The 19,004-nt window shown below is 67.4% G+C and carries 16 protein-coding genes; 11 read left to right on the top strand and 5 right to left on the bottom strand.

Translation table 11 applies throughout. The annotated features are described in order from the left end of the window. Nucleotides 1–88 precede the first annotated feature (88 nt). Nucleotides 89–475: a hypothetical protein gene (locus AC3ERS_RS20945; protein ID WP_431969738.1), complete on the top strand. Its 387-nt coding sequence runs from the start codon at nt 89–91 to the stop codon at nt 473–475. Beyond that, nucleotides 462–2,990, top strand: coding sequence for a caspase, EACC1-associated type (locus AC3ERS_RS20940; protein ID WP_431969737.1), 2,529 nt, complete (start codon nt 462–464; stop codon nt 2,988–2,990). The genes AC3ERS_RS20945 and AC3ERS_RS20940 overlap by 14 nt, the downstream gene beginning before the upstream one ends. On the opposite strand, the gene AC3ERS_RS20935 is transcribed toward AC3ERS_RS20940, so the two are convergent. From AC3ERS_RS20935 to AC3ERS_RS20925, 3 genes are all read right to left on the bottom strand, one after another. After that, a complete protein-coding gene (locus tag AC3ERS_RS20935; RefSeq protein WP_431969736.1) occupies nt 2,991–3,716 on the bottom strand; it encodes a ferritin-like domain-containing protein in 726 nt (241 codons plus the stop codon). 72 nt (nt 3,717–3,788) lie between these two features. After that, nucleotides 3,789–4,577, bottom strand: a complete 789-nt coding sequence (locus tag AC3ERS_RS20930; RefSeq protein WP_431969735.1) for an SAM-dependent methyltransferase — start codon at nt 4,575–4,577, stop codon at nt 3,789–3,791. 147 nt (nt 4,578–4,724) lie between these two features. Next, entirely contained in the window at nt 4,725–6,272 is a 1,548-nt protein-coding gene (locus tag AC3ERS_RS20925; RefSeq protein ID WP_431969734.1) for a phytoene desaturase family protein, read from the bottom strand. 275 nt (nt 6,273–6,547) lie between these two features. Here AC3ERS_RS20925 and AC3ERS_RS20920 point away from each other — a divergent pair, with 275 nt between their 5' ends. The 8 genes from AC3ERS_RS20920 to AC3ERS_RS20885 all read left to right on the top strand — a co-directional run bounded on the left by AC3ERS_RS20920 (nt 6,548) and on the right by AC3ERS_RS20885 (nt 16,464). After that, nucleotides 6,548–7,042 (top strand): hypothetical protein, encoded by a 495-nt coding sequence (locus AC3ERS_RS20920; protein ID WP_431969733.1) that lies wholly within the window; start codon nt 6,548–6,550, stop codon nt 7,040–7,042. After that, entirely contained in the window at nt 7,042–8,418 is a 1,377-nt protein-coding gene (locus AC3ERS_RS20915; RefSeq protein ID WP_431969732.1) for a hypothetical protein, read from the top strand. Before AC3ERS_RS20920 ends, AC3ERS_RS20915 begins: the two co-directional genes overlap by 1 nt. Beyond that, nucleotides 8,415–9,791, top strand: a complete 1,377-nt coding sequence (locus tag AC3ERS_RS20910; RefSeq protein ID WP_431969731.1) for a VWA domain-containing protein — start codon at nt 8,415–8,417, stop codon at nt 9,789–9,791. Before AC3ERS_RS20915 ends, AC3ERS_RS20910 begins: the two co-directional genes overlap by 4 nt. A 13-nt stretch (nt 9,792–9,804) precedes the next feature. Continuing rightward, nucleotides 9,805–10,920 carry an ATP-binding protein gene (locus AC3ERS_RS20905; RefSeq protein WP_431969730.1) on the top strand — a complete coding sequence of 372 codons (1,116 nt, stop codon included), beginning with the start codon at nt 9,805–9,807 and terminating at the stop codon, nt 10,918–10,920. Beyond that, nucleotides 10,917–13,703, top strand: coding sequence for a DUF5682 family protein (locus tag AC3ERS_RS20900; RefSeq protein WP_431969729.1), 2,787 nt, complete (start codon nt 10,917–10,919; stop codon nt 13,701–13,703). Before AC3ERS_RS20905 ends, AC3ERS_RS20900 begins: the two co-directional genes overlap by 4 nt. A gap of 173 nt (nt 13,704–13,876) precedes the next feature. Continuing rightward, nucleotides 13,877–14,389, top strand: a complete 513-nt coding sequence (locus AC3ERS_RS20895; protein ID WP_431969728.1) for a DUF2199 domain-containing protein — start codon at nt 13,877–13,879, stop codon at nt 14,387–14,389. A gap of 73 nt (nt 14,390–14,462) precedes the next feature. Beyond that, a complete protein-coding gene (locus AC3ERS_RS20890; protein WP_431969727.1) occupies nt 14,463–15,578 on the top strand; it encodes a YncE family protein in 1,116 nt (371 codons plus the stop codon). Nucleotides 15,579–15,930: 352 nt separating this feature from the next. After that, a complete protein-coding gene (locus AC3ERS_RS20885; protein WP_431969726.1) occupies nt 15,931–16,464 on the top strand; it encodes a hypothetical protein in 534 nt (177 codons plus the stop codon). Between the two features lie 362 nt (nt 16,465–16,826). Here AC3ERS_RS20885 and AC3ERS_RS20880 read toward each other — a convergent pair whose 3' ends face one another. Then, nucleotides 16,827–17,666 carry an NAD(P)H-binding protein gene (locus AC3ERS_RS20880; protein ID WP_431969725.1) on the bottom strand — a complete coding sequence of 280 codons (840 nt, stop codon included), beginning with the start codon at nt 17,664–17,666 and terminating at the stop codon, nt 16,827–16,829. Between the two features lie 64 nt (nt 17,667–17,730). On the opposite strand from AC3ERS_RS20880, the gene AC3ERS_RS20875 reads away from it, so the two are divergent. Continuing rightward, the gene (locus AC3ERS_RS20875) at nt 17,731–18,126 is read left to right on the top strand and encodes a winged helix-turn-helix transcriptional regulator (protein WP_431969724.1); all 396 of its coding nucleotides are present in this window, start codon (nt 17,731–17,733) and stop codon (nt 18,124–18,126) included. Between the two features lie 243 nt (nt 18,127–18,369). On the opposite strand, the gene AC3ERS_RS20870 is transcribed toward AC3ERS_RS20875, so the two are convergent. Then, nucleotides 18,370–18,918, bottom strand: a complete 549-nt coding sequence (locus tag AC3ERS_RS20870) for a hypothetical protein (RefSeq protein WP_431969723.1) — start codon at nt 18,916–18,918, stop codon at nt 18,370–18,372. Nucleotides 18,919–19,004 lie beyond the last annotated feature (86 nt).

Here is a 19,004-nt window from a genome sequence, read left to right as displayed (position 1 = left end):
CGCGTTCGAACCGGTATCCGCCGCGGCCGGCCCCGCGAGGACCTATATTGAGGGTCCGAAGCAGCGACGACATACCCGGGGGATCTCGATGCGCGAACAGATCGAATTCCGTCTCGTCGAAGACGGCGACGACCCGGAACTGCTCAGCAACGACAGCAGCCTGCTGCTCGCCGAACTACACGAACTCGGCCTCGAGGATCTCGATCGCCCGGTGATCGGCACCGCCCCGGCGGGCACGCGCGCGGGCGACGTGACGACCGTCGCCTCCATCGTGGCCATCGTGTCCTCGCCCGCCGTGTTGCAGATGGCCACCGAGGTCGCCAAGAGCTGGCTGGTGCGCCGCCAACGCGGCTCGATCCGCATCAGGCTCGGCGAGGACGAACTCGAAATCAGCAGCGTCGCAAAGGATGAGGAACGCGCGCTCGTCGAGCGGTTCCTCGCCGGGCGGCGAGCGGACGGCGATGGTCAACCGTAGTCTGATCATCGCCAACCAGCACTACGACGATCCGGCCTATCCCGAACTGCCCGGGGCCGCGCGCGACGCGGCGGAACTCCAAGCGGTCCTCTCCGACCCGGATATCGCCGGATTCGACGTGCAGGTGTTGCGCGACGGGACGGCCGCGCAGTGCCGGAAGGCGATCGAGACCTTCTTCCGGAGTGCGAGTGGCGACGACCTTCTGCTGCTGCACATCTCGTGCCACGGCCAGAAGGACCTGCACAATCGCCTCTATCTGGTCGGCACCGATACCGAGAAAGCCTATGTCGCCTCGACGGGCATCGACTCGACCTTCATCAGCGACCAGATCGAGGGCAGCCGCTCCAGCAAGACCGTCCTGATGCTCGACTGTTGCTACAGCGGCGCGTTCTCCCGCGGCTTGCGCACCCGGTCGGCCGCCGAGTCGGTCGACGTGCGCGAGCCGTTCTCCGGCCGCGGCCGCGTGGTCATCACCGCGTCGACCGCGCTGCAGTTCAGCCACGAGTCCCAGGCGACGAGCCGCGCCACGGCGGAACCCTCGGTGTTCACTAGCGCGGTTGTGCACGGATTGCGTTCCGGCGCCGCCGATCTCGACGGCGACGGCTGGATCAGCATCGACGACCTGTACGGCTACGTGCACGAGACCGTGCGCCGTCGCGCACCGAACCAGACTCCGACGCGCAGCGTCGCGAGCGTTCAGGGCGCGCTGTATCTCGCCCGCAATGTCGCCGCCCGGCCGCAGCACGTGCCGGGCGACATTCGGGACGCGCTGCGCAGCAAGCTGCCGTGGCAGCGGATAGGCGCGCTGCACGAGCTGGAGAACCTGCTCGGCAGCTGGCGGCCCGAGGTTCGAGACGCCGCGCGAGCGGATTTGACCGCGCTGGTGGCGGATCCTGATCCGGCGGTGGCGAAACTCGCCCAGCAGCTGTGGTTTTCGCGCGGACTCGGGGAATTGCCCGTCGGCGACGAGCGCGGGGTGTCGCGGCTGCCGGGCGCTGATCGTCCGCGGACCAGGCACGCGGTGGGCATCGACTTCGGCACGACCAACTCCGCCATCGCGGTGTTCACCGACGACGACGTCCGGGTCGTGCTCAGCGCGATCGGTGACCGGACGATGCCGAGCGTGGCCGCCGTGACCGAGAACGGAAACTGGGTCGTCGGGGAAGAAGCACGGCGGCGGGCGACGATCAATCCGGCGAGCACGTTCTCCCGGGTCAAACTGGCGCTCGGCACCGAGAAGCGCTTTCGCGCGTTCGGCCGCACCTACACCCCCGTCGGCGTCGCGGCGACGATACTGGCCGAATTACGTTCGGCCGCAGAAAGATTTCTCGGAGCCATGGTGCGGGACGTGGTGATCACGATCCCGGCGCATTTCGATCTGATCCAACGGGAGGCCACCGTCGAGGCCGCCGCCCTCGCCGGACTGAACGTGTTGCGTCTACTGAACGAACCGACCGCGGCGGCACTGGCCTACGGCGCGAATACGGAAACCGACCAAACGATCATGGTGTTCGACCTGGGCGGGGGGACGCTGGATGTTTCCGTCCTCGAGATCGGCGACGGCGTCGTCGAGGTACTCGCCACCGGCGGCGACAACCGGCTCGGCGGCGTGGACTGGGACGATCGGCTCCTCGAACATGCCGCCGGACGTTTTCGCAGGCAACACGGCATCGACCTGTCGACAGACCAGCGGGCGACGGCGCGGCTCCGCGAAGCGGCCGAGCGCGCCAAGATCGAGCTGTCCTCCCGGATCTCCACGGAGATCGTGCTTCCCACGATCTGCGTCGGCCCGGACGGACCGCTGGACCTGGAACTGCCCATCACCAGGGCGGAATTCGAAGAGCTGACGCGGGACCTGATCGACCGGTGCAGGACGCTGATCCAGCGCGCGGTGACCGAGGCGTACCTCACGACAGCCCAGCTGCAACAGATCGCGCTCGTCGGCGGCGCCACCCGGATGCCTGCGATCGTCGACCTGGTCAAGGACATCACCGGTCGGCAGCCGCGCAGAGAGGTGATTCCCGACGGTGTCGTGCTGGGCGCGACGCTCCAAGCGGGCGTGATACTCGGACACTTCAAGGACACGCTGTTGCTCGACGTCAGCGCGGCAACTGTCGGCGTCGCGGATGTCAACGGGCGCATCGTGCCGATCATCGAGCGCAACACCACGGCGCCCACCAAGAGATCTCTGAACTTCACGACCGTCGCCGACGACCAACGGCACGTCCAGGTGCAGCTGTTCGAAGGGGAGAGCAGGCTCGCGTCACGGAATCGGAAGATCGGGGTGCTGGAGCTGGGGGGGTTGGCGCCCCAGCCGCGTGGCGCCGCCGATATCGAGGTGACCGTCGATATCGACTCGAACAGGCTCGTGCACATGCAGGTAACGGATCTCGAGTCGGGACGGTCCGTACAAATGAGTGTCACCCTGAAGTCGGCCCGCGCCCACGAAGCGACCCGAGTGAATCCCGCGCACGCGATCGTCGAGAAGCCCACGAACGGATCCGAGAGCCAGTGATCACCGCCGACCGTGGATCGCGGTCGGCGCGATCGTCGCGAAGAGGCCCAACGATGCGCGGACGAATTCCGTTCGGGAGCAGCCGAGTTGGCGCAGCGCGCGGCCGTGGTCGTGCGCGACGACGAGGGTGGCGCCGGTGAGCAGGATCCACCAGAAGGCGCGGGCGGCGAGGCGGGCAGGCAGTCGAACGCCCGCGAAGGCCGCGCGGAGTCGCTGGGTGTGGAAGGGGACGTGCCTGCGTTCGTCGTCGAGGATGAGGGCGGCGACGCTGGTGGTGAGCGGGTCGCTCGTACCGTCGCGCAGCGCCCGGTAGTACTGGAGGGCAACGATTTCGGCGACCATCAGCACCATCAGTTCCAGGCGCAACCCCAGCGCTCGGCGCAATCGGATGAAGACGGCGTCGGTCCAGTGGTTCGCGATGGTCGGCTGCCCTGCCGCGTGCAGCAGCCGCTCGAGCAGGCGGGCGTGATTGCGTTCCTCGTCGACGAACAATCGGACCGCCGCCGTGTACACGGGGTCCCCCGCGCGTTCGGCTTTGGCGATGAGGTCGGCGCCGTCGCCGCTCTCGCCGACCTGGAACCGCTGCACGCTGCGCGCGATGGCCGGATGCAGCCGGGCGCCGCGACTCCAATCCGGATCGCCCGCCGCCGCCCTCGCGCGCGCCTTCGCCTCGAATTCCCGTGTCCAGCGGAGGAATTCGTGCGATGCGAGCTGCTCGATCACCATGCGAGCCACCCTAGGAGCATGCTGCGCCGATACCGGGGTGACTCGGTGGAGATTTCGTGAAGATGCCGACGGTCAGGGTTTCCGGCCGACGCCGCCCCACGCCGAGACGTCGCGCACGCCTCCGGCGGCCTCGTCGGTACGCCAATGGTTGATCGGCACCACACCGGGCTCGACCAGCTCCAGTCCCTCGAAGAGGCCGGTGATCTCGGCGGAGCTGCGCGGGTTGTACGGATCCCCACCGGTTTTGGCATAGTTCTCGCACATCCGCACGTACGCCCTGTCGTCGGTGGCGCCGTCGTTGAGGACGAGGTAGCTGCCCGAGGGCACACCGTCCATCATGGCGCTCACCACGCGCCGCACCTCGTCGTAGCTGCGCGCGTGCCCCAGCACGCCGATGAACATGATCGCGATCGGCTTGCTGAAGTTCAGCACGTTGCGCGCGTCGGCGAGAATCACCTCGGGCCGATGGAAATCCGCCTCCAGATAGGTGGTCACACCCTCGTCGGTGGTGTTGACCAGCAGCGCTCTGGCATGGGCGAGGACGAGCGGATCGTTGTCCACGTAGACGATCCTGGAGTCGGGCGCGGCCGACTGCGCCACCTCGTGGGTGTTCTGCATGGTGGGCAGTCCGGTGCCGATGTCGAGGAACTGGCGAATTCCCGCTTCGGCGGCCAGATATCGCACCGCCCTGATCAGAAACTGCCGCGACTGGACCGCCATCGTCTTGATCTCGGGATACACCGCCACACCGGCTTCGCCCGCCATCCGATCGGCCTCGTAGTAGTCGCGGCCACCCAGCCAGTAGTTCCAGACTCGCGCCGAATGCGGGATGTCGGTACGGACGGAGCGCTTGTCTGCCATGGTGGCTCCTGGACGAAATTCGAGCGAGGTCGCGGTGACTGTACAGCCGATCGCGTTGCGGTATCCGAAAGTTCGCTGATGTTGTCCACCGGGTGGGCATGGCGGGCAGATCGGTGCGGATCGCTGAATGATGTCCGGCGGGCGGGTTCACGATTCGAGCACGGCCCGCGCGGCATTGTGGCCGGGGATGCCGCTCACGCCGCCGCCGCGCACCGCGCCCGAACCGCAGAGGAAGACATTGCGCACTTCGGTGGCGACGCCCCAGCGCACGGCGGGATCGGTCGCGCTGCCGTCGTCGCGGTAGGGAAAAGCGAGATCGCGGTGGAAGATATGGCCTCCGGGCAGCCCGACCTCGCGCTCCAGATCGAGCGGAGACTTCACCTCCAGGCAGGGCGCGCCGTCGGCATCCTCGACGAGGCATTCGGCGATGGGCTCGGCCAGCACCCGATCCAGTTGCGCGAGCACGCCTTTCACCGCAGCCGTCCGGGCCGCGTCGGGGTTGTCACGGAAAAGTCTTGCGGGAGTGTGCAAACCGAAGAGCGTGAGGGTGTGCATGCCGCGAGCCGCGGCGTCGTCGGACAGGATCGAGGGATCGGTCAGGGTGTGGCAGTAGATCTCGGACGGGGGCGCCGCGGGAATCCGTCCCGCCTCCGCTTCCCGATAGGACCGCTCCAGCTCGGCATACGATTCGGCGATGTGGAAGGTTCCGGCGAACGCCTCGGCGGGATCCGTCGCGGTGTCGAGCAGGCGCGGCAGGCGCCGCAGCACCATATTCACTTTCAGTTGGGAGCCTTCGGGTTTCGGCTCTTCCGGCCCGCCCAGCAGTCGCGTCAGCTCGTGCGGCGCGGCGTTCACCAGGACGTGCCGCGCGCCGACGGCGCCGCCCTCGTAGCGCACCTGCGCCGCGACGCCGTCGCTGTCGACACCGGTCACCGCGCATCCGGTGATCAGTTCCGCCCCCGCCGCGCGGGCAGCGTCCGCCAGCGCGTCGGTCAGCGCGCCCATGCCGCCCACCGGCACGTCCCAGTCGCCCGTGCCGCCGCCGATCACGTGGTAGAGGAAGCAGCGGTTCTGCCGCAGCGTGGGATCGTGCGCGTGGGTGAAGGTGCCGATCAGCGCGTCGGTGAACACCACACCGCGAACGGTGTCGTCGGCGAAGGTCTGCTCGATCGTCTCCCCCAGCGGCCGCTCGAACACCGCGTCCCACAGCTCGTCGTCCGCGACGGTCCGGCGCAATTCCGTCCGCGTCGGCAGTGGTTCGGTCAGGGTGGGGAATACACGCCGCGCCATCGCGCCGGTGCGCGCGTAGAACCGCTGCCACGCCTCGAAGTCCCGCTCCGAACCGGTCAGCCGTTGGAAGCTCGCCCTGGTGCGCGCCTCGGATCCGGTGTCGACGAGCAGCCCTGCGTCGCCGACCGGGGTATAGGAGGAGATCCGCCTGCGGCGGGTCAGGAACCGCAGACCCAGATCACGCACGATGCTCGCAGGCAACAGGCTCACCAGGTACGAATACCGGGACACTCGCGCGTCGACACCGGGGAACGGGCGTTCCGACACGGCCGCGCCGCCCGTGTGCGACTGCCGTTCGAGCAGCAGCACCGACCGACCGGCCCGCGCCAGGTACGCGGCGGCGACCAAGCCGTTGTGGCCGCCGCCGACCACAACGACGTCATAGGAGGAGCGCGTCGGCGTCATCCGTCCTCGATACCACGGCCGCGCCCCGACCCGGCGCGCCGACGCGCCGCCGGGCTGCTCGAGACCGGCTGGGAGGAGTGGCCGAAGGCCGGTTCCACGGCCGGGCACAGCGTCGCCCAGCGCGAGGTTAGCAGCCGGTACCGACAACATCGTCTCTGTCGAAAAGTACTGCGCGACAGTCGTTGTCGGTATTCACAAGATCAACAACAGGACGGCGAACTTGTCGGTGGGCTCGCGTAGGTTTTCGGTCATGAAGAGAAACGGGAGGGAACGCGATGGACTCGGGTGACCGCGAGTGGGAGCGGGCGGCGGTGGTGCAGACGCTGCCCGTCGTGGCGCCGCGCAAGCTGGCCAAGGTGCCCTTCGTCGAAATGGCGGACGGGCGGTTGCAGGGCGTGGTGTCGAGCGGATCGGACATCGCGCGGGTGTACGTCTCGTCGGTGGCGGCGAAGACGCACGGACTCAGCTGCAGCACCAACAACAATCGGCCGTGCGGCGGCCTGCGCGGCGCCTATCCGTGCAAGCACATCGACGCGCTGCTCGACGAGGCGGTCGTGCAGTACGGCGTCGAACGGGTGGCCCGCTACCTGGGAGTCGAGATCGCGGAGGGCGCGAGCCTGTACCACGCGCTGAACTGCTCGCACGAGCCCGCGCCCGCGGCGGTCGTGTTCAGCCGCTTCCTGCGCCATCTGGCGTACCTGGAGCTGCCGGGCGGCACCGCGCCGATCCCCGAGTTGCAGTGGTTCCCCTCGACGGGGGTGAGCCGCTGATGCTCGGCGTACAGATGGCCGAACTGCTCGAGCCGCTGCCGGGGGTGGCGGAGGCGCTCGATGTGGTGACCGGATTCGACACCGCGCTGACTCACGGATTCGCGCGGCTCACCGACGAACACACGGCCGCGCTGGCGAACCTCGCCGCCGCGACCGGCGGATCCCCGCTCGGGCCCGCGATCGCCGAGGCGGTCGCGAAATTGAGCGCGGGTTCGATCGGCCCTGAGGAGCTCTCGGCGCTGGCCGGCGGGCGGGCCGCGCTGCTCGGCGCCGTGCACGACGCGCTGCTCGACCGTGTGGACACGGCCATGGGTCGCGAGCGCGCCGCCTGGGAACAGCCCGAGCCCGCGCACACACCGCACAACCTGGCGGTGGGCAGCCGCTCCTGGTTGCAGGAGGTGGCCATCACCGGATGGCGCGGCGTCGACCACGACCTGGTCTCCGCCGCCGACAAGACCGTCGAGGCGCTGCTGGCCGAACCCGCCCTGCGCAGGCTCGCCGTGCTGCTCGACGGCCTGACGGCCGAGCTGCGCGCCAGCTGTCCGGTCGCGACGCTGGATCGGCTGCCGCAGCGCCGCTGGGCGGACCTGTGGGCGCGAGCGCTCCTGTTGTCCTGGCGCACCGGCGGATTCGCGGAGACGACGGCGGTGTCCGGGCGGCTGCTGCCGCTGGGCGTCGACGTGCACGAGCACGGCACCGCGGTGCAGGTTCAGCTGTACGCGCTGCTGGAGACGGCGGCGGGAGCGACGCGCCGGGTGCGGGTCAGCGTCGCCGCGGCCAAGGTCGACACGATCGTCGGCCCCGCGATCTGGCAGCTGTTCACCGACCATCCGCAGCTGATGAAGGCGATCGCCGAACGGCTGAGCCTCGATATCGACGGCATGCCGATGACCGCGGGCGGCGACCTGATCTGGCACGACGAGTCGGCTCGTCTGGGCGCGAGCGCCGATCCGTTCGCCACGGCGCGTGTGGGGCTCGCGGGCGCGCTCGCGCCCGCCGTTCCCCCGCTCGATCGCGATCCGGTGCACCTGTGCGAACCGGTCCTACTGGAGGGCTACAAGGTCGAGGACGGCGCCATCGAGCTGGACGGGCACCGGCTCGCCCTCGAACTGGATCGGCTGCCCACCTGCGGTCCGCTCACACCCGCCGCGGTGAACAGCTCCTCGACCTGCCTCGGCATGCTGCGCTGGGATGCCGGGCGGTGGTCGCTGCGACCGCTCGCGGTGCGCAAGCAGACCAAGGGCGTCGAGGTCGACGTGCACGGCGGCGACTGGGCCTGCGGCCCGACCGACCCGAAAGTGGTCAAGGCGCAAGCGAAGTCGGGCGATGCGGTGGCGGTGCTGAGGGAACGAGCGGGACGGCTGCTGAGAAAATGACCGACAGCAACGAGACTCGACGGCAGATCCTCTATTGGCGGCTGCTGGCGGGCATTTTCGACAGCGAAGCCCAGCCCGCGCTGGAGACGTCGAGCGTCGCGATCGTCGACGACCTCGGCCTGCCCGCGGCACTGCTCGACCCCGGCGTCTCGATCGACAATGTCGTGCAACGCTTCCCGGATCTGGGGTCCGAATTCGACGGCCTCGGCGTGCACGTGCGTGCCGCGGAATCGATGACCGGCGTCGTAGGAGCGGACGAGCCGGATCGGGACGCAACCGAAGCCGGAGACCAGCGGGATCCCGTCGATACGGAGGCCGACGCGGTCATCGGCGCGGGCGAGGTGCGTTCGGCCGCCTTGGTGTCCAAGCTGTTGCTGAACGTCTTCGCGACGGGCGGCGGCACGGTCAGCGCGACCCAGCTCGCGGGCTGGCAGCGCGACGCGGGCTGGTTGCGGCGCATGCTCGGCGCAGAGGGCGGCGGCGAGGTGCGCGGCGTGCTCGCCGATCTCGAGGCCGACCTGGTCTCGCGGATGCGGCTGCGCGAAGTGCTCGCCGATCCCGCGCTGGCGTCCCAGCTGACACCGAGCATGTCGCTGCTCGAACAGCTGTTGCGCGACAAGGCGAATCTGTCCGGCGTCGCGCTGGCCAACGCCAAATCGCTCATCCGGCGCTACGTCGAACAGGTCGCCGAGGTGCTGCGCACCCAGGTGCAGCAGACCACCGCGGGCACCGTCGACCGCTCGGTGCCGCCGAAGCGCATCCTGCGCAATCTGGATGTGGACCGCACGATCTGGAAGAACCTCACCAACTGGAATCCGGACGACGAGCGGCTCTATGTGGACCGCCTGTTCTATCGGCAGACCGCCAAGCGCACCGTGCCCGCCCGGATGATCGTGGTGGTCGACCAGTCCGGTTCGATGGTGGACTCGATGGTGAACTGCACCATCCTCGCCTCGATCTTCGCCGGACTGCCCAAGGTCGACGTGCACCTGATCGCCTACGACACCCGCGCCATCGACCTGACGCCGTGGGTGCACGACCCGTTCGAGGTGCTGCTGCGCACCAACCTCGGCGGCGGCAACGACGGCCCCGTCGCCATGGCGATGGCCCAGCCGAAGATCGTCGACCCGACCAACACCGTGCTGGTGTGGATCTCGGACTTCTACGAGTTCGACCGCTCCCAGCCGCTGTACGAGAGCATGCAGGCCGTGCATCGCAACGGCGTGAAGCTCATCCCGGTCGGCTCGGTCAACAGCTCCGGGCACCAGAGCGTGAATCCCTGGTTCCGGGAACGCTTCAAGGCCATGGGCACGCCGGTGATCTCGGGCCGCATCCAGAAACTCGTGTTCGAACTCAAGAACTTTCTCGACTAGGAGACCTCAGACCATGACCGATACCACGCTGCGCGCCCCCGCCGAACTGAAGTACGCCGAGGAGCTGGACTGGCTGGAGTCGATCGACGACGGCCCCAAGCCCTTCGCCTGGCGGCTGAGCCCGAAGATGGTGCGGCTGTTCATCCTCGGTTCCGAGCGCTCCGACGGCCTGGACCGGCAGATCGACCAGAAGTGGTTCGGCGACCGCAGTTTCGTCGAGCGCAGCATCGTCACGCTGGCCTCCGACCGCGGGCTGCTGCTGATCGGCGATCCCGGCACCGGCAAGAGCTGGCTCGCCGAACTGCTCTCCGCGGCCATCAGCCGGAACTCCACGCTCGTGGTCCAGGGCACCGCGGGCACCACCGAGGATCACATCAAGTACTCCTGGAACATCTCGATGGTGATCGCCAAGGGGCAGTCCAGGGAATCGATGATCCCGTCGCCGATCATGACCGCGATGGAGCAGGGCGTGATCGGCCGCTTCGAGGAGCTGACCCGCTCCACCAGCGATGTGCAGGACGCGCTCATCTCGATCCTGTCCGAGAAGTACGTCTCCATCCCCGAACTCGACGACGACAACGTTGTGTTCGCCAAGCCGGGCTTCTCCATCATCGCCACCGCCAACAGCCGCGACCGCGGCGTGAACGACCTCTCCTCGGCGCTCAAGCGGCGCTTCAACTTCGTGCGCATCCCGGTGGTGACCAACAAGCGCAGCGAGGCCGAGATCGTGCGCTTCCGCACCGCGGAACTGTTGCGCAGGCACCAGATCGAGCTGGAGCTGCCGCCCACGCTGCTCGACATCCTGCTCGACAGCTTCGCCGATCTCCGCTCCGCGGCCGCCGCCGCGACCAGCGACGACGAGAAGCTGGAGTCCGCGCTGTCGACCGCCGAGCAGATCGGCGTGCTGGAGGACGCGATTCTGCACAGCCAGTTCTTCGGCGACCGCACGTTGCGGGCGGAGACGCTCGCGGGTTCGCTGGTCGGCTCGCTCGCCCGGCGGGCGCCGGAGGATCTGGCCATCCTCAACAAGTTCTGGCATGGCGTGGTCGAACCGCGCAGCAAGGACGCCGGCGGGGACTGGTCGGAGTTCCTGGAGGGCGGCCGGGCGGCGATCGCGAGGCTCTCGTGACCGGTCCGTTCGGCGCGCTGCGCGAGCAATTGGCCGAGGCCGCGACCCGATTCGCGGCCCAGCCCGGCGCGGTCGCGGAGATCTTGGCCGGCATCGTCGACGACGTCGACCGGGCGCTGGCGGTCGAGCTCGAGATCTTCCCGGTCTGCCATCATTCGCCCGCCTCGGGGCTGGCGATGGTGCGGCGACTGCACGAGAAGCGACCCAAGGTCGTCTATCTGGAACTGTGCGAGGACCTGCGGCCGATCCTGGACGAGCTGCGCAACTGCAAGCTGCCGGTGGCGGTGCAGGCGTGGGCCGGTGAACTCGACGGCTTCCCTACCACCTGGGCGCCGCTGTCGGTGGTCGCGCCGATCACCGAGGCGTCGGCGGAATACCAGGCGATCTCCTACGCGCTCGACACTCCCGGCGTCGAACTCGTGCTCGTCGATCGCTCCACCGACCACGTCTTCCAGTGGGCGCCGAACGGCGGCACGCCGGACGGTGACACACCCGCCGACAAGACGCCGGAGCCCACCGAGGACGGCGCGCTGCACGGCGACGCCGTCGGCATCGACATCGGTGATCTGCGACCGCATTTCGCCGAGCTGGAGGAGCACCTGCTGCACCACGGCAAGGTGCGGCACTGGTCGGAGTGGTGGGACCAGTACGTCGAACAACCGCTGGCGGGAGCCGATTACGACACCTACCGCCAAGTCATGGTGCTGATCGGCAGCCTGTTCCGCCGGCTGCGCCGCACCGGCGTCGAGGAGGACGAGAACCGCGAGCGCTACATGTGGACGCGGATGCGCGAACATCTCGAGGCGACCGGCGCCGACCCTGCCGACTGCCTCTACGTGTGCGGGGCGTTCCACGCAGCCAGCAGGGTCGAGCAGTTCGGCCTCCCCGCCGACGCCGCGCCCTACGAGATCACGCCGCGGTCGAAGACCACTTGGCAGTACGGGCTCATCCCGTCCAGCCAGTCGGCCATCGAGGAGCAGTTCGGGCTCGCCTCGGGGTCGGTGTCGATCGCCGCGGCGACCTGGTCGAAGGGATTGCGGCGGGGCGGTGTGAAGCCGTTCCAGCTCGCGGGCCAGAAGTCCGCGAGCAAGAAGACGAGCAAGCGCACGCCGCCCGTCGTGACCACCGCCGCGGTGGCCGACCAGCTGACGGGGTTTCTGTCCACGCCGCCGCGGTTGGACTCGCTCGACGAGGCCGAGCTGCTCGACTGGTCGGTGGACATCGTCCGGCTGGCCCGGCGCAACGGCTACCTGGCGAGCACCGCCGATGCGATCGCGGTGTTCGAGACCTCGATCCTGTTGGCGGGCGTGCGCAATCGCGCCCGCCCGACGCCGTACGACTTCCAAGACGCGGCGATCACGTGCATCGAGAAGGACCACGTCCCGGGTCGCCGCGACGTGCGCAAGCTGTGCGAGATCCTGCTCGGCGGTGATCGCATCGGCCAGGTGGGCTACGCGGCCCTGCCGCCGCTCGCGCGCGACGTGCTCGATCGGCTGGCGCCGCTCGGCATCGACACCGGCAAGCGCACCGTGCAGCGGTCGCTGCTGGACCTGCGGGCCGACCCGCATCTGCGGCCGTGTTCGGATCTGCTGTGGATCCTGCGCAGGCTGCTGCCGTCGGACGCGGTGCGGCCGATCATGGGGTCGCGCACGCTCGGTGAGAGCTCCATCCAGGAAAGCTGGGATCTGGCGCTCGGCAAACACCAGCGGGCCCTGGTCGAGCTCGGCTACGAAGGCGTGACCATCGAGCAGGTGCTCGAGCAACGGCTGCGCATGGCGGTGTCCGCGGCCGACGCGACGGCCGCGGTAGCGCTGGCGACGGTGGAAGACGCGCTGCTGTACCTGAAGTCGCCGCGGCTGGCCGACGAACTCGGCCACCGCGCCGTCGAACTGCTCGCCGCCGAGCGATCGGTGGACGACGCACCCGAGGTCCTGCGCCGAATCCGGCTGCTGCTCAACTATTTCCGATCGACCGAGGACGGTCTCCCCGACTGGTGCGGCCGGTTCGTCACCGCGGGCTATGCCCACTACTGCACGCTGCTGCCGACCGCCTTCACCGACGAGAACACCGGCGTGCGACCGGTCGCCGCCATGCTGGGCTTCCTGTTCGGCATGGAGAACCTGGCCCTGTCGCTCGGCTGCGACCACACCCAGCTCGAGCTGGCGGTGTTGCAGTCGCATCCGGAGGCACCGGCGAAGGTGGCGCTGCTGTGGGCGACACGCCTGCAACTCGGTCTGCTCACGCTGCCGGAACTGCGCACCCGCTGCGACGACATGCTGGCCAACCCGCTCGTTGTGCCTGCGTTCCCGCAGTATCTGAGCGGTTTCGTGCAGGCCATGGATCCGGTGCCGTCCTTGAAACCCTTTGTGGTGGAGCTGTTGTCGAAGGCGTTCGGCCGCCTGCCGGACAGCGTGCTGCTGCCCTGGCTGCCGAAGCTGATCACCACCCTGCGCGGCCAGGCCGGTGAACTGATTCCGGCGCTCACCAGGGAGGCGGGTCGCACCTTCCCGTCCGGTCTTGCGGCCGTGGACAGCTGGAGTCCGCCGTGGACCGGCACGCCGCAACCCGCGGCCGCGCCCGCTCTCGCGGCGGCGGGCGGACCGGTCACGGATCTGCTGTTCGCCCACCCTGCGGCCTGCGACGCGCTCGGCGCGCTGCTCGGCCACAGCGGCGAATGGCAGCGCCCGGCCGCGACCCCGCACACCGAGGTCGCGGCGCTCGTCACCCGGCATCCCGAAACAGCGGCGGCCCTGGCCACACTCGTCCCCACCGCGAGGCGCTGAGCCGCCCACGCCGCCGCGGACACCCGCTCTCCCGCCACGCCGGAGCCATCGGCGCGCGGGAGAGCGGGTGTCCGCAGACCCGAACCCGCCGAAAGATTCTCCACGGCGTCTTCCGGACCAAGAGCGACTCTGCGATCACGAGAGCGCGATGTCCGGTTTCTATGCTGTCAGGCATGTCGACAGATCTGGCGTTCCTCTGCTCTCACTGCGGTCAGGAACACGATGGCCTGCCATTCACCTATGGCACGGTCGCGCCCGCGTACTGGAACGAGGGCATGGAAGGCGGTTCGGGCAATGTCCTCGGCGACGACCAGTGCGTGATCGCCGACGAGCACTTCTTCCTCCGTGCCCGCCTGATCCTGCCGGTCCTGGACTCGGAGAAGGACTTCGAATGGGGCGTGTGGATTTCGCTGAGCAAGGCGAACTTCGCACGTGCGACGGAGTTGTGGACCAGTCCGGAGCGGGTACAGGAGCCACCGTATTTCGGCTGGCTCTCAACCGAGCTGTCCACATACGAACCGACGACCCTGAACTTGAAGACGAAGGTGCACAGCCAGCCCGTCGGTGTCCGCCCGACAGTGGAATTGGAACCCACCGACCACCCACTGGCCGTGGAACAGCGGACCGGCATCACCCTCGCCCGCATACAAGCCATCGCCGAACTGTTGCTGCACCCTCAGCAGTGACAACCGCCGTAGCCCCGACCAATAAGGTCGTGCCAGGTAGTATGGCGATCAAGATCGATACTCGGGGGGACGGGTGCACCAAGCCCATTTTTCACTGCTGTCACGGACAGGATGGTTCCGCCTGTTCGTGACAGCGGTTAGCGTCGCGGGTATCGCGATACCCGCTAGCGGCTGCTCGGCAACGATCAAGGGCAACGCTGTCATCTCGACAATCCCTCTGGGTGACAACGTATTTGCAGGCGAACTCGCCATCGACCCTGCATCGGGCACGCTGTACGCCGCCACTATCGCCTCCGATCGCGACGATCCCCGCACCAACATTTACACGCTGTCAGTGATCGACATGACGTCCAAGGCTGCCCGCTCCGTGATCCCGCTTCCCGCCTACCCCTCGGATATCGCATTCGACTCGACTACGCGCAGCCTCTACGTCGTCAGCGCTTTGGACCGTCGGGAACGTCGTGGGCTGCTCACGGTCATCGACGGCAAGACCAACGCCATCACCGCCAACGTTCACACGGGAACGTACTCGATGCGGGTAGACGTCGATGAAAACACCCACACCGCATACATTCTCAGCCAAGGTACGGTCGAGGATGTCGACGGGCTGCACTACAACAGCACCATGTCGGCACTCCCGGAGGGTGCCACGTCAGTCACGGCTGCGGTGCCGGTGGCCGTCGGCTACGGTAAGGACATCGCTGTCGAGGCCAGGTCGAACACCGCTTTTGTAGTGGATGGCGAGGTGGACATGATCGACCTGGTGACACACTCCCGAACCAGGACGAGCCGCCTGCCCTACGGCGAATCCGCCAGGGCCGAGATCGCCCTGTTCGATTCCGGCACCGGCAAACTCGTTGTTGTGAACCAAGAAGGCGATCTCGTTGTCGCCGACTCCACCATGGCGGAGTTCAGGAGGCATGTCGGCTTCGGAAAGCGGAAAGACTCCAAGGGCCTCGATCTGATGTACACGGCAACGCTTGACCCTGCTACGCACACCGTGTACGTCGCGGGTAACGCATTCTCCGACGACACCGACGAGATCAAGATGATCGACACAGTGACCGGCGCAAGCACCGGCACGTTGCGCGTCGAGGATCCACACAGCCTCGCCGTGGACTCGAAGACCCACACCCTCTATGTGCTGATCGACGGTGCGGTCGCGATTTTCCCCAGCACGGCAATGTAGGCGTGCGCTGACCCGTTGGGGTTAGTCTTCGAGGTCGCGGTGTACACAAGCGGTACGACCAGATGCACGCTCATCGGCAGAAGCGGACGTTCGTGACCGCGCAATAGGCGGCATTACGGCGTGTTGTCGAGTGCGGCCGGTTCGATCATAGGGCGACCCGACACAAGCGGCAGCTGGCACAGACACTTCGGCGTTGTGGAATGTGCTGCACCGAACCGTATTTCGTTCACCGATCGCAGTGGGCGACCGCGTTCGAACGTAGGGTGGGTGGGTGGACGGTACTGCATCGCTGGTCACCCAGTGGGAGTCGCGTTTCGACCTATCATGGGACTCCTTCTGGGAGAGCCTGAGCGTGCCGTGGCAGCGGGCTATCGCGGGCACCGCGTCAGAGGCCGCACCTGACGCGGCATCGATACTCGGTCGGCGACGGCTCACGACCGACCTCGAATGGGTCGGATATTTGGAGCCGGTGACCTGTCTGCCGGCGGTGCGCGAGGCCCTGCTGTGGGATGAGAACGGCATGGATCTAGGACCGCTGACACGGACTGACGAGGGCGAGGTTCGGTCGTGGGATCGACTTCTTCTGGGTGGGCCTGCGCACGTGGATCTCGGGCAACTCAGCGGAGTTCCGGTGCGCCATCTGGTCCTGTCCTTGGTCGCTGTCGAGACGTTCGATGTCCTCAGTGACGTGACCGGGCTGAAGTCGCTGATTCTCGACCTGCACGGCGAATCTGTTTCGCTGCCACCGCTTCCCAACCTGACCGACCTGACGCTCTACTCGGATACGCATGTGGATCTCGACAGTATCCGGGTGAACCCGGGCTTGCGGATCCTCTCGAGCGATGAGCTGTTCTGTCCGCCGTTCGGGCCCGACGATGTTGCTTGATGAGCGATGAAGCGCAGCGGCCGAGGGTAGTGCCGATGGCCGCTGTGCCAACTCCTGGAGTCGGTTACCGGTACCTCGGCGGAGAAATACATCGACCGCCTCGCCGCCGCGGTCGGCGCGACAGTGTGATCGCCGCGCGTCCACTCCGTCGCTACATCGCCGTCGATACCTGCACGACCCAGACACGGACGATGCCTCGACCGACTTGCCCTCGGCACGAACTCCCGAGCAGCTCGAACCGACAGAAGGGACGCCACCTCACCTGGACTCCACGCTCCCTGTGCCAGAACATCGGAAGGAAGGGAAGGAGGGTCATAACTCATGCACGCGACTGAGCATGGTGTTGCTTGGCGAGCAGTCGTTCAACGGAAGTCGGCTTCGTGGTCGAGGGCCCACTGCGCGAATGTCCTTGCGGGACAACCGAGGATGTCGGCGATCGTGGTCGACACCGGTGGCGGTGTCGTCGCCGCGGCCTGCCATCCCTCCAGGATCGCGTCGGCGACGAAGGGTGGCACGGTCGCGACCAATTCCGCGCGTGCCTGGTCGACGGAGGATTCCTCGATGGCGATGTCACGGCCGAGGGCCTCGCCGATGTGCTGCACTTGGCTACGCAGGGTGAGCGCCTCTGGTCCGGACACAACATAGGCGCGGCCGCGGTGGTATGGCTCGGTCAATGCCGCCACCGCGAGCGCCGCGACGTCCTTTTCGTGAACAGGTGCGGTCCTCGCGTCGGGATACGGCAGCCGGACCGCGCCCACGTCCCGAACGGACCGCTGCCACGACCACAGGGTGTTCGTGGCGAACATCCCGGGTCTGATGAATGTCCACTCCAGATCCGATGCCTCGAGGGCGGATTCGACCTGGGTGTGCATCCAGGCAGTGGGGTTGGTGCTGGGGTCGAGGTCCAGGACGGCCACCGACGAGAGCAGCACAACATGTTGCACGCCAGCGGATTCGGCGGCTCTTACGAACCCGTCGATCCCCGCGGGTCTGGCGTAGAGAAACACCTTGTTGGCACCTTCGAGTGCGGAGGCAAGGGTTGCGGGGTGTTCCAGATCGGCCGCCACCACGTCGGCTCCTGGCGGGAGCGGCGCCGTGTCGGGGTTGCGGCTGGTCAGACGGACGTGCGCACCAGCGGAATTCAACCCTGCCGCCACGTGGCGGCCGACGTTTCCACTCGCTCCGAAAACAACTGTCAACATGGCCGGAACAGTAGAACCGAGAACTTGCCTCGGGTAAGTACCTACCTGCAGGTAAGCTGCCGAAATGACGGTACGGTCGCAGGTCTTCCACCCCACCGCATCGGGCGCGAGTGACACACCTAACATCGAATGCTCCGCACGCGAGGTAGTCGACGTCACCAGCCGATGGGGCGGCCACATTCTGAATGCGCTGCGGGACGGTCCATTACGATTCTCCGAGTTGCAGGCCGCGATCGATCGGATCAGCGACAAGATGCTGTCGCAAACCCTGCGCACCCAGATACGGGACGGGCTGGTAGTACGCAGTGTCGAACCCACCACCCCACCACGGGTGAGCTACGAACTCACCGCCCTCGGACACAGCCTGACCGAGTCCCTGCAGCCATTCGTAGCATGGGTCCGCCTCCACGCCGCTGATGTGACCGCCGCACGACAGCAATACGACCAACACCACACATGACCGAACGTCTGGGAGTCACCCCAGCCGAGCAGGGCGTATGAGATTCGGCAGCACACCCCGGATCACTCGCTCATCGGCACTCAGGACGGCCAGGACCATCGGATCAGTGCAGACCGCAAATAAGTGCACTCCACCAGTTATAGATGTCAAGTGACTGGAGCGAGATTGTCCAACTGAATGCGAGGCAGCACGGGAATGTTGGTTGATGCCACCCTGGATCGCCAGCGCCCTACGGGCGATGTGTCAATCATCCGCCGGTTTTCGGCCGAGCGGGTGGCTGGCCTTTCCCGATTCGCTTGCGGGGTCCGCGTTGAGAGCAGTCAGGGCTGCGTTGCCGCCTTCGGCTTCGAGCCGACGGAGTTCGTTGTGGCGCCGCACGCGCGTGCTGGTGAACTGGGGCGCTGCGGGAGCATCCTCGCCGCGGTTCTCCGGCCTCAGCACGATCTTCGACAGCCAGTACCGGTACTGCCAGGCGCCACCGACAAGACCAGTGTCGGCGATCTTGTTCAGGTCGGCGTAGGTGAATTTCTTCTCTCCGGACAGGTATTCGTCGACGAGGGCGAGGTACATGTCGGTTCCGCTCTGGTGGCTCAGCCACAGCCAGCGGGCGAGCAGGGGATCATTGTTCGTCGCCACGAGGTCATCGAGGATCTCGTGTTCCATTTTCGCGTGGTTGGCTCGGTCGATCGCCCACTGAAGCAGATCCTGGCGGCGCCGCCGCGCGCGTGCCGTCCGCCGCGATGCGATGATCGCGAAAATGAGCCCGGCGATACCGACGGCGGTTCCGGCCATACCGGACACGGCAAGAAAGTTGTCCATACGGGGCCCTTCGAGAACTGTGCCGAGAGCGCCAGGCGATCGGCCATAGCGCTGTACCG

The sequence above is a fragment of the Nocardia sp. bgisy134 genome, assembly GCF_057708325.1.
This window is presented reverse-complemented; position numbering and strand designations above follow the sequence as displayed.

What these genes read in the sequence shown, in the direction of transcription:
- AC3ERS_RS20915 (WP_431969732.1), top strand. Translation starts at nt 7,042, where the DNA reads ATGCTCGGCGTACAGATGGCCGAACTGCTCGAGCCGCTGCCGGGGGTG.
- AC3ERS_RS20940 (WP_431969737.1), top strand. Translation starts at nt 462, where the DNA reads ATGGTCAACCGTAGTCTGATCATCGCCAACCAGCACTACGACGATCCG.
- AC3ERS_RS20945 (WP_431969738.1), top strand. Translation starts at nt 89, where the DNA reads ATGCGCGAACAGATCGAATTCCGTCTCGTCGAAGACGGCGACGACCCG.
- AC3ERS_RS20935 (WP_431969736.1), bottom strand. Translation starts at nt 3,716, where the DNA reads ATGGTGATCGAGCAGCTCGCATCGCACGAATTCCTCCGCTGGACACGG.
- AC3ERS_RS20925 (WP_431969734.1), bottom strand. Translation starts at nt 6,272, where the DNA reads ATGACGCCGACGCGCTCCTCCTATGACGTCGTTGTGGTCGGCGGCGGC.
- AC3ERS_RS20870 (WP_431969723.1), bottom strand. Translation starts at nt 18,918, where the DNA reads ATGGCCGGAACCGCCGTCGGTATCGCCGGGCTCATTTTCGCGATCATC.
- AC3ERS_RS20880 (WP_431969725.1), bottom strand. Translation starts at nt 17,666, where the DNA reads ATGTTGACAGTTGTTTTCGGAGCGAGTGGAAACGTCGGCCGCCACGTG.
- AC3ERS_RS20875 (WP_431969724.1), top strand. Translation starts at nt 17,731, where the DNA reads ATGACGGTACGGTCGCAGGTCTTCCACCCCACCGCATCGGGCGCGAGT.
- AC3ERS_RS20910 (WP_431969731.1), top strand. Translation starts at nt 8,415, where the DNA reads ATGACCGACAGCAACGAGACTCGACGGCAGATCCTCTATTGGCGGCTG.
- AC3ERS_RS20895 (WP_431969728.1), top strand. Translation starts at nt 13,877, where the DNA reads ATGTCGACAGATCTGGCGTTCCTCTGCTCTCACTGCGGTCAGGAACAC.
- AC3ERS_RS20920 (WP_431969733.1), top strand. Translation starts at nt 6,548, where the DNA reads ATGGACTCGGGTGACCGCGAGTGGGAGCGGGCGGCGGTGGTGCAGACG.
- AC3ERS_RS20930 (WP_431969735.1), bottom strand. Translation starts at nt 4,577, where the DNA reads ATGGCAGACAAGCGCTCCGTCCGTACCGACATCCCGCATTCGGCGCGA.
- AC3ERS_RS20905 (WP_431969730.1), top strand. Translation starts at nt 9,805, where the DNA reads ATGACCGATACCACGCTGCGCGCCCCCGCCGAACTGAAGTACGCCGAG.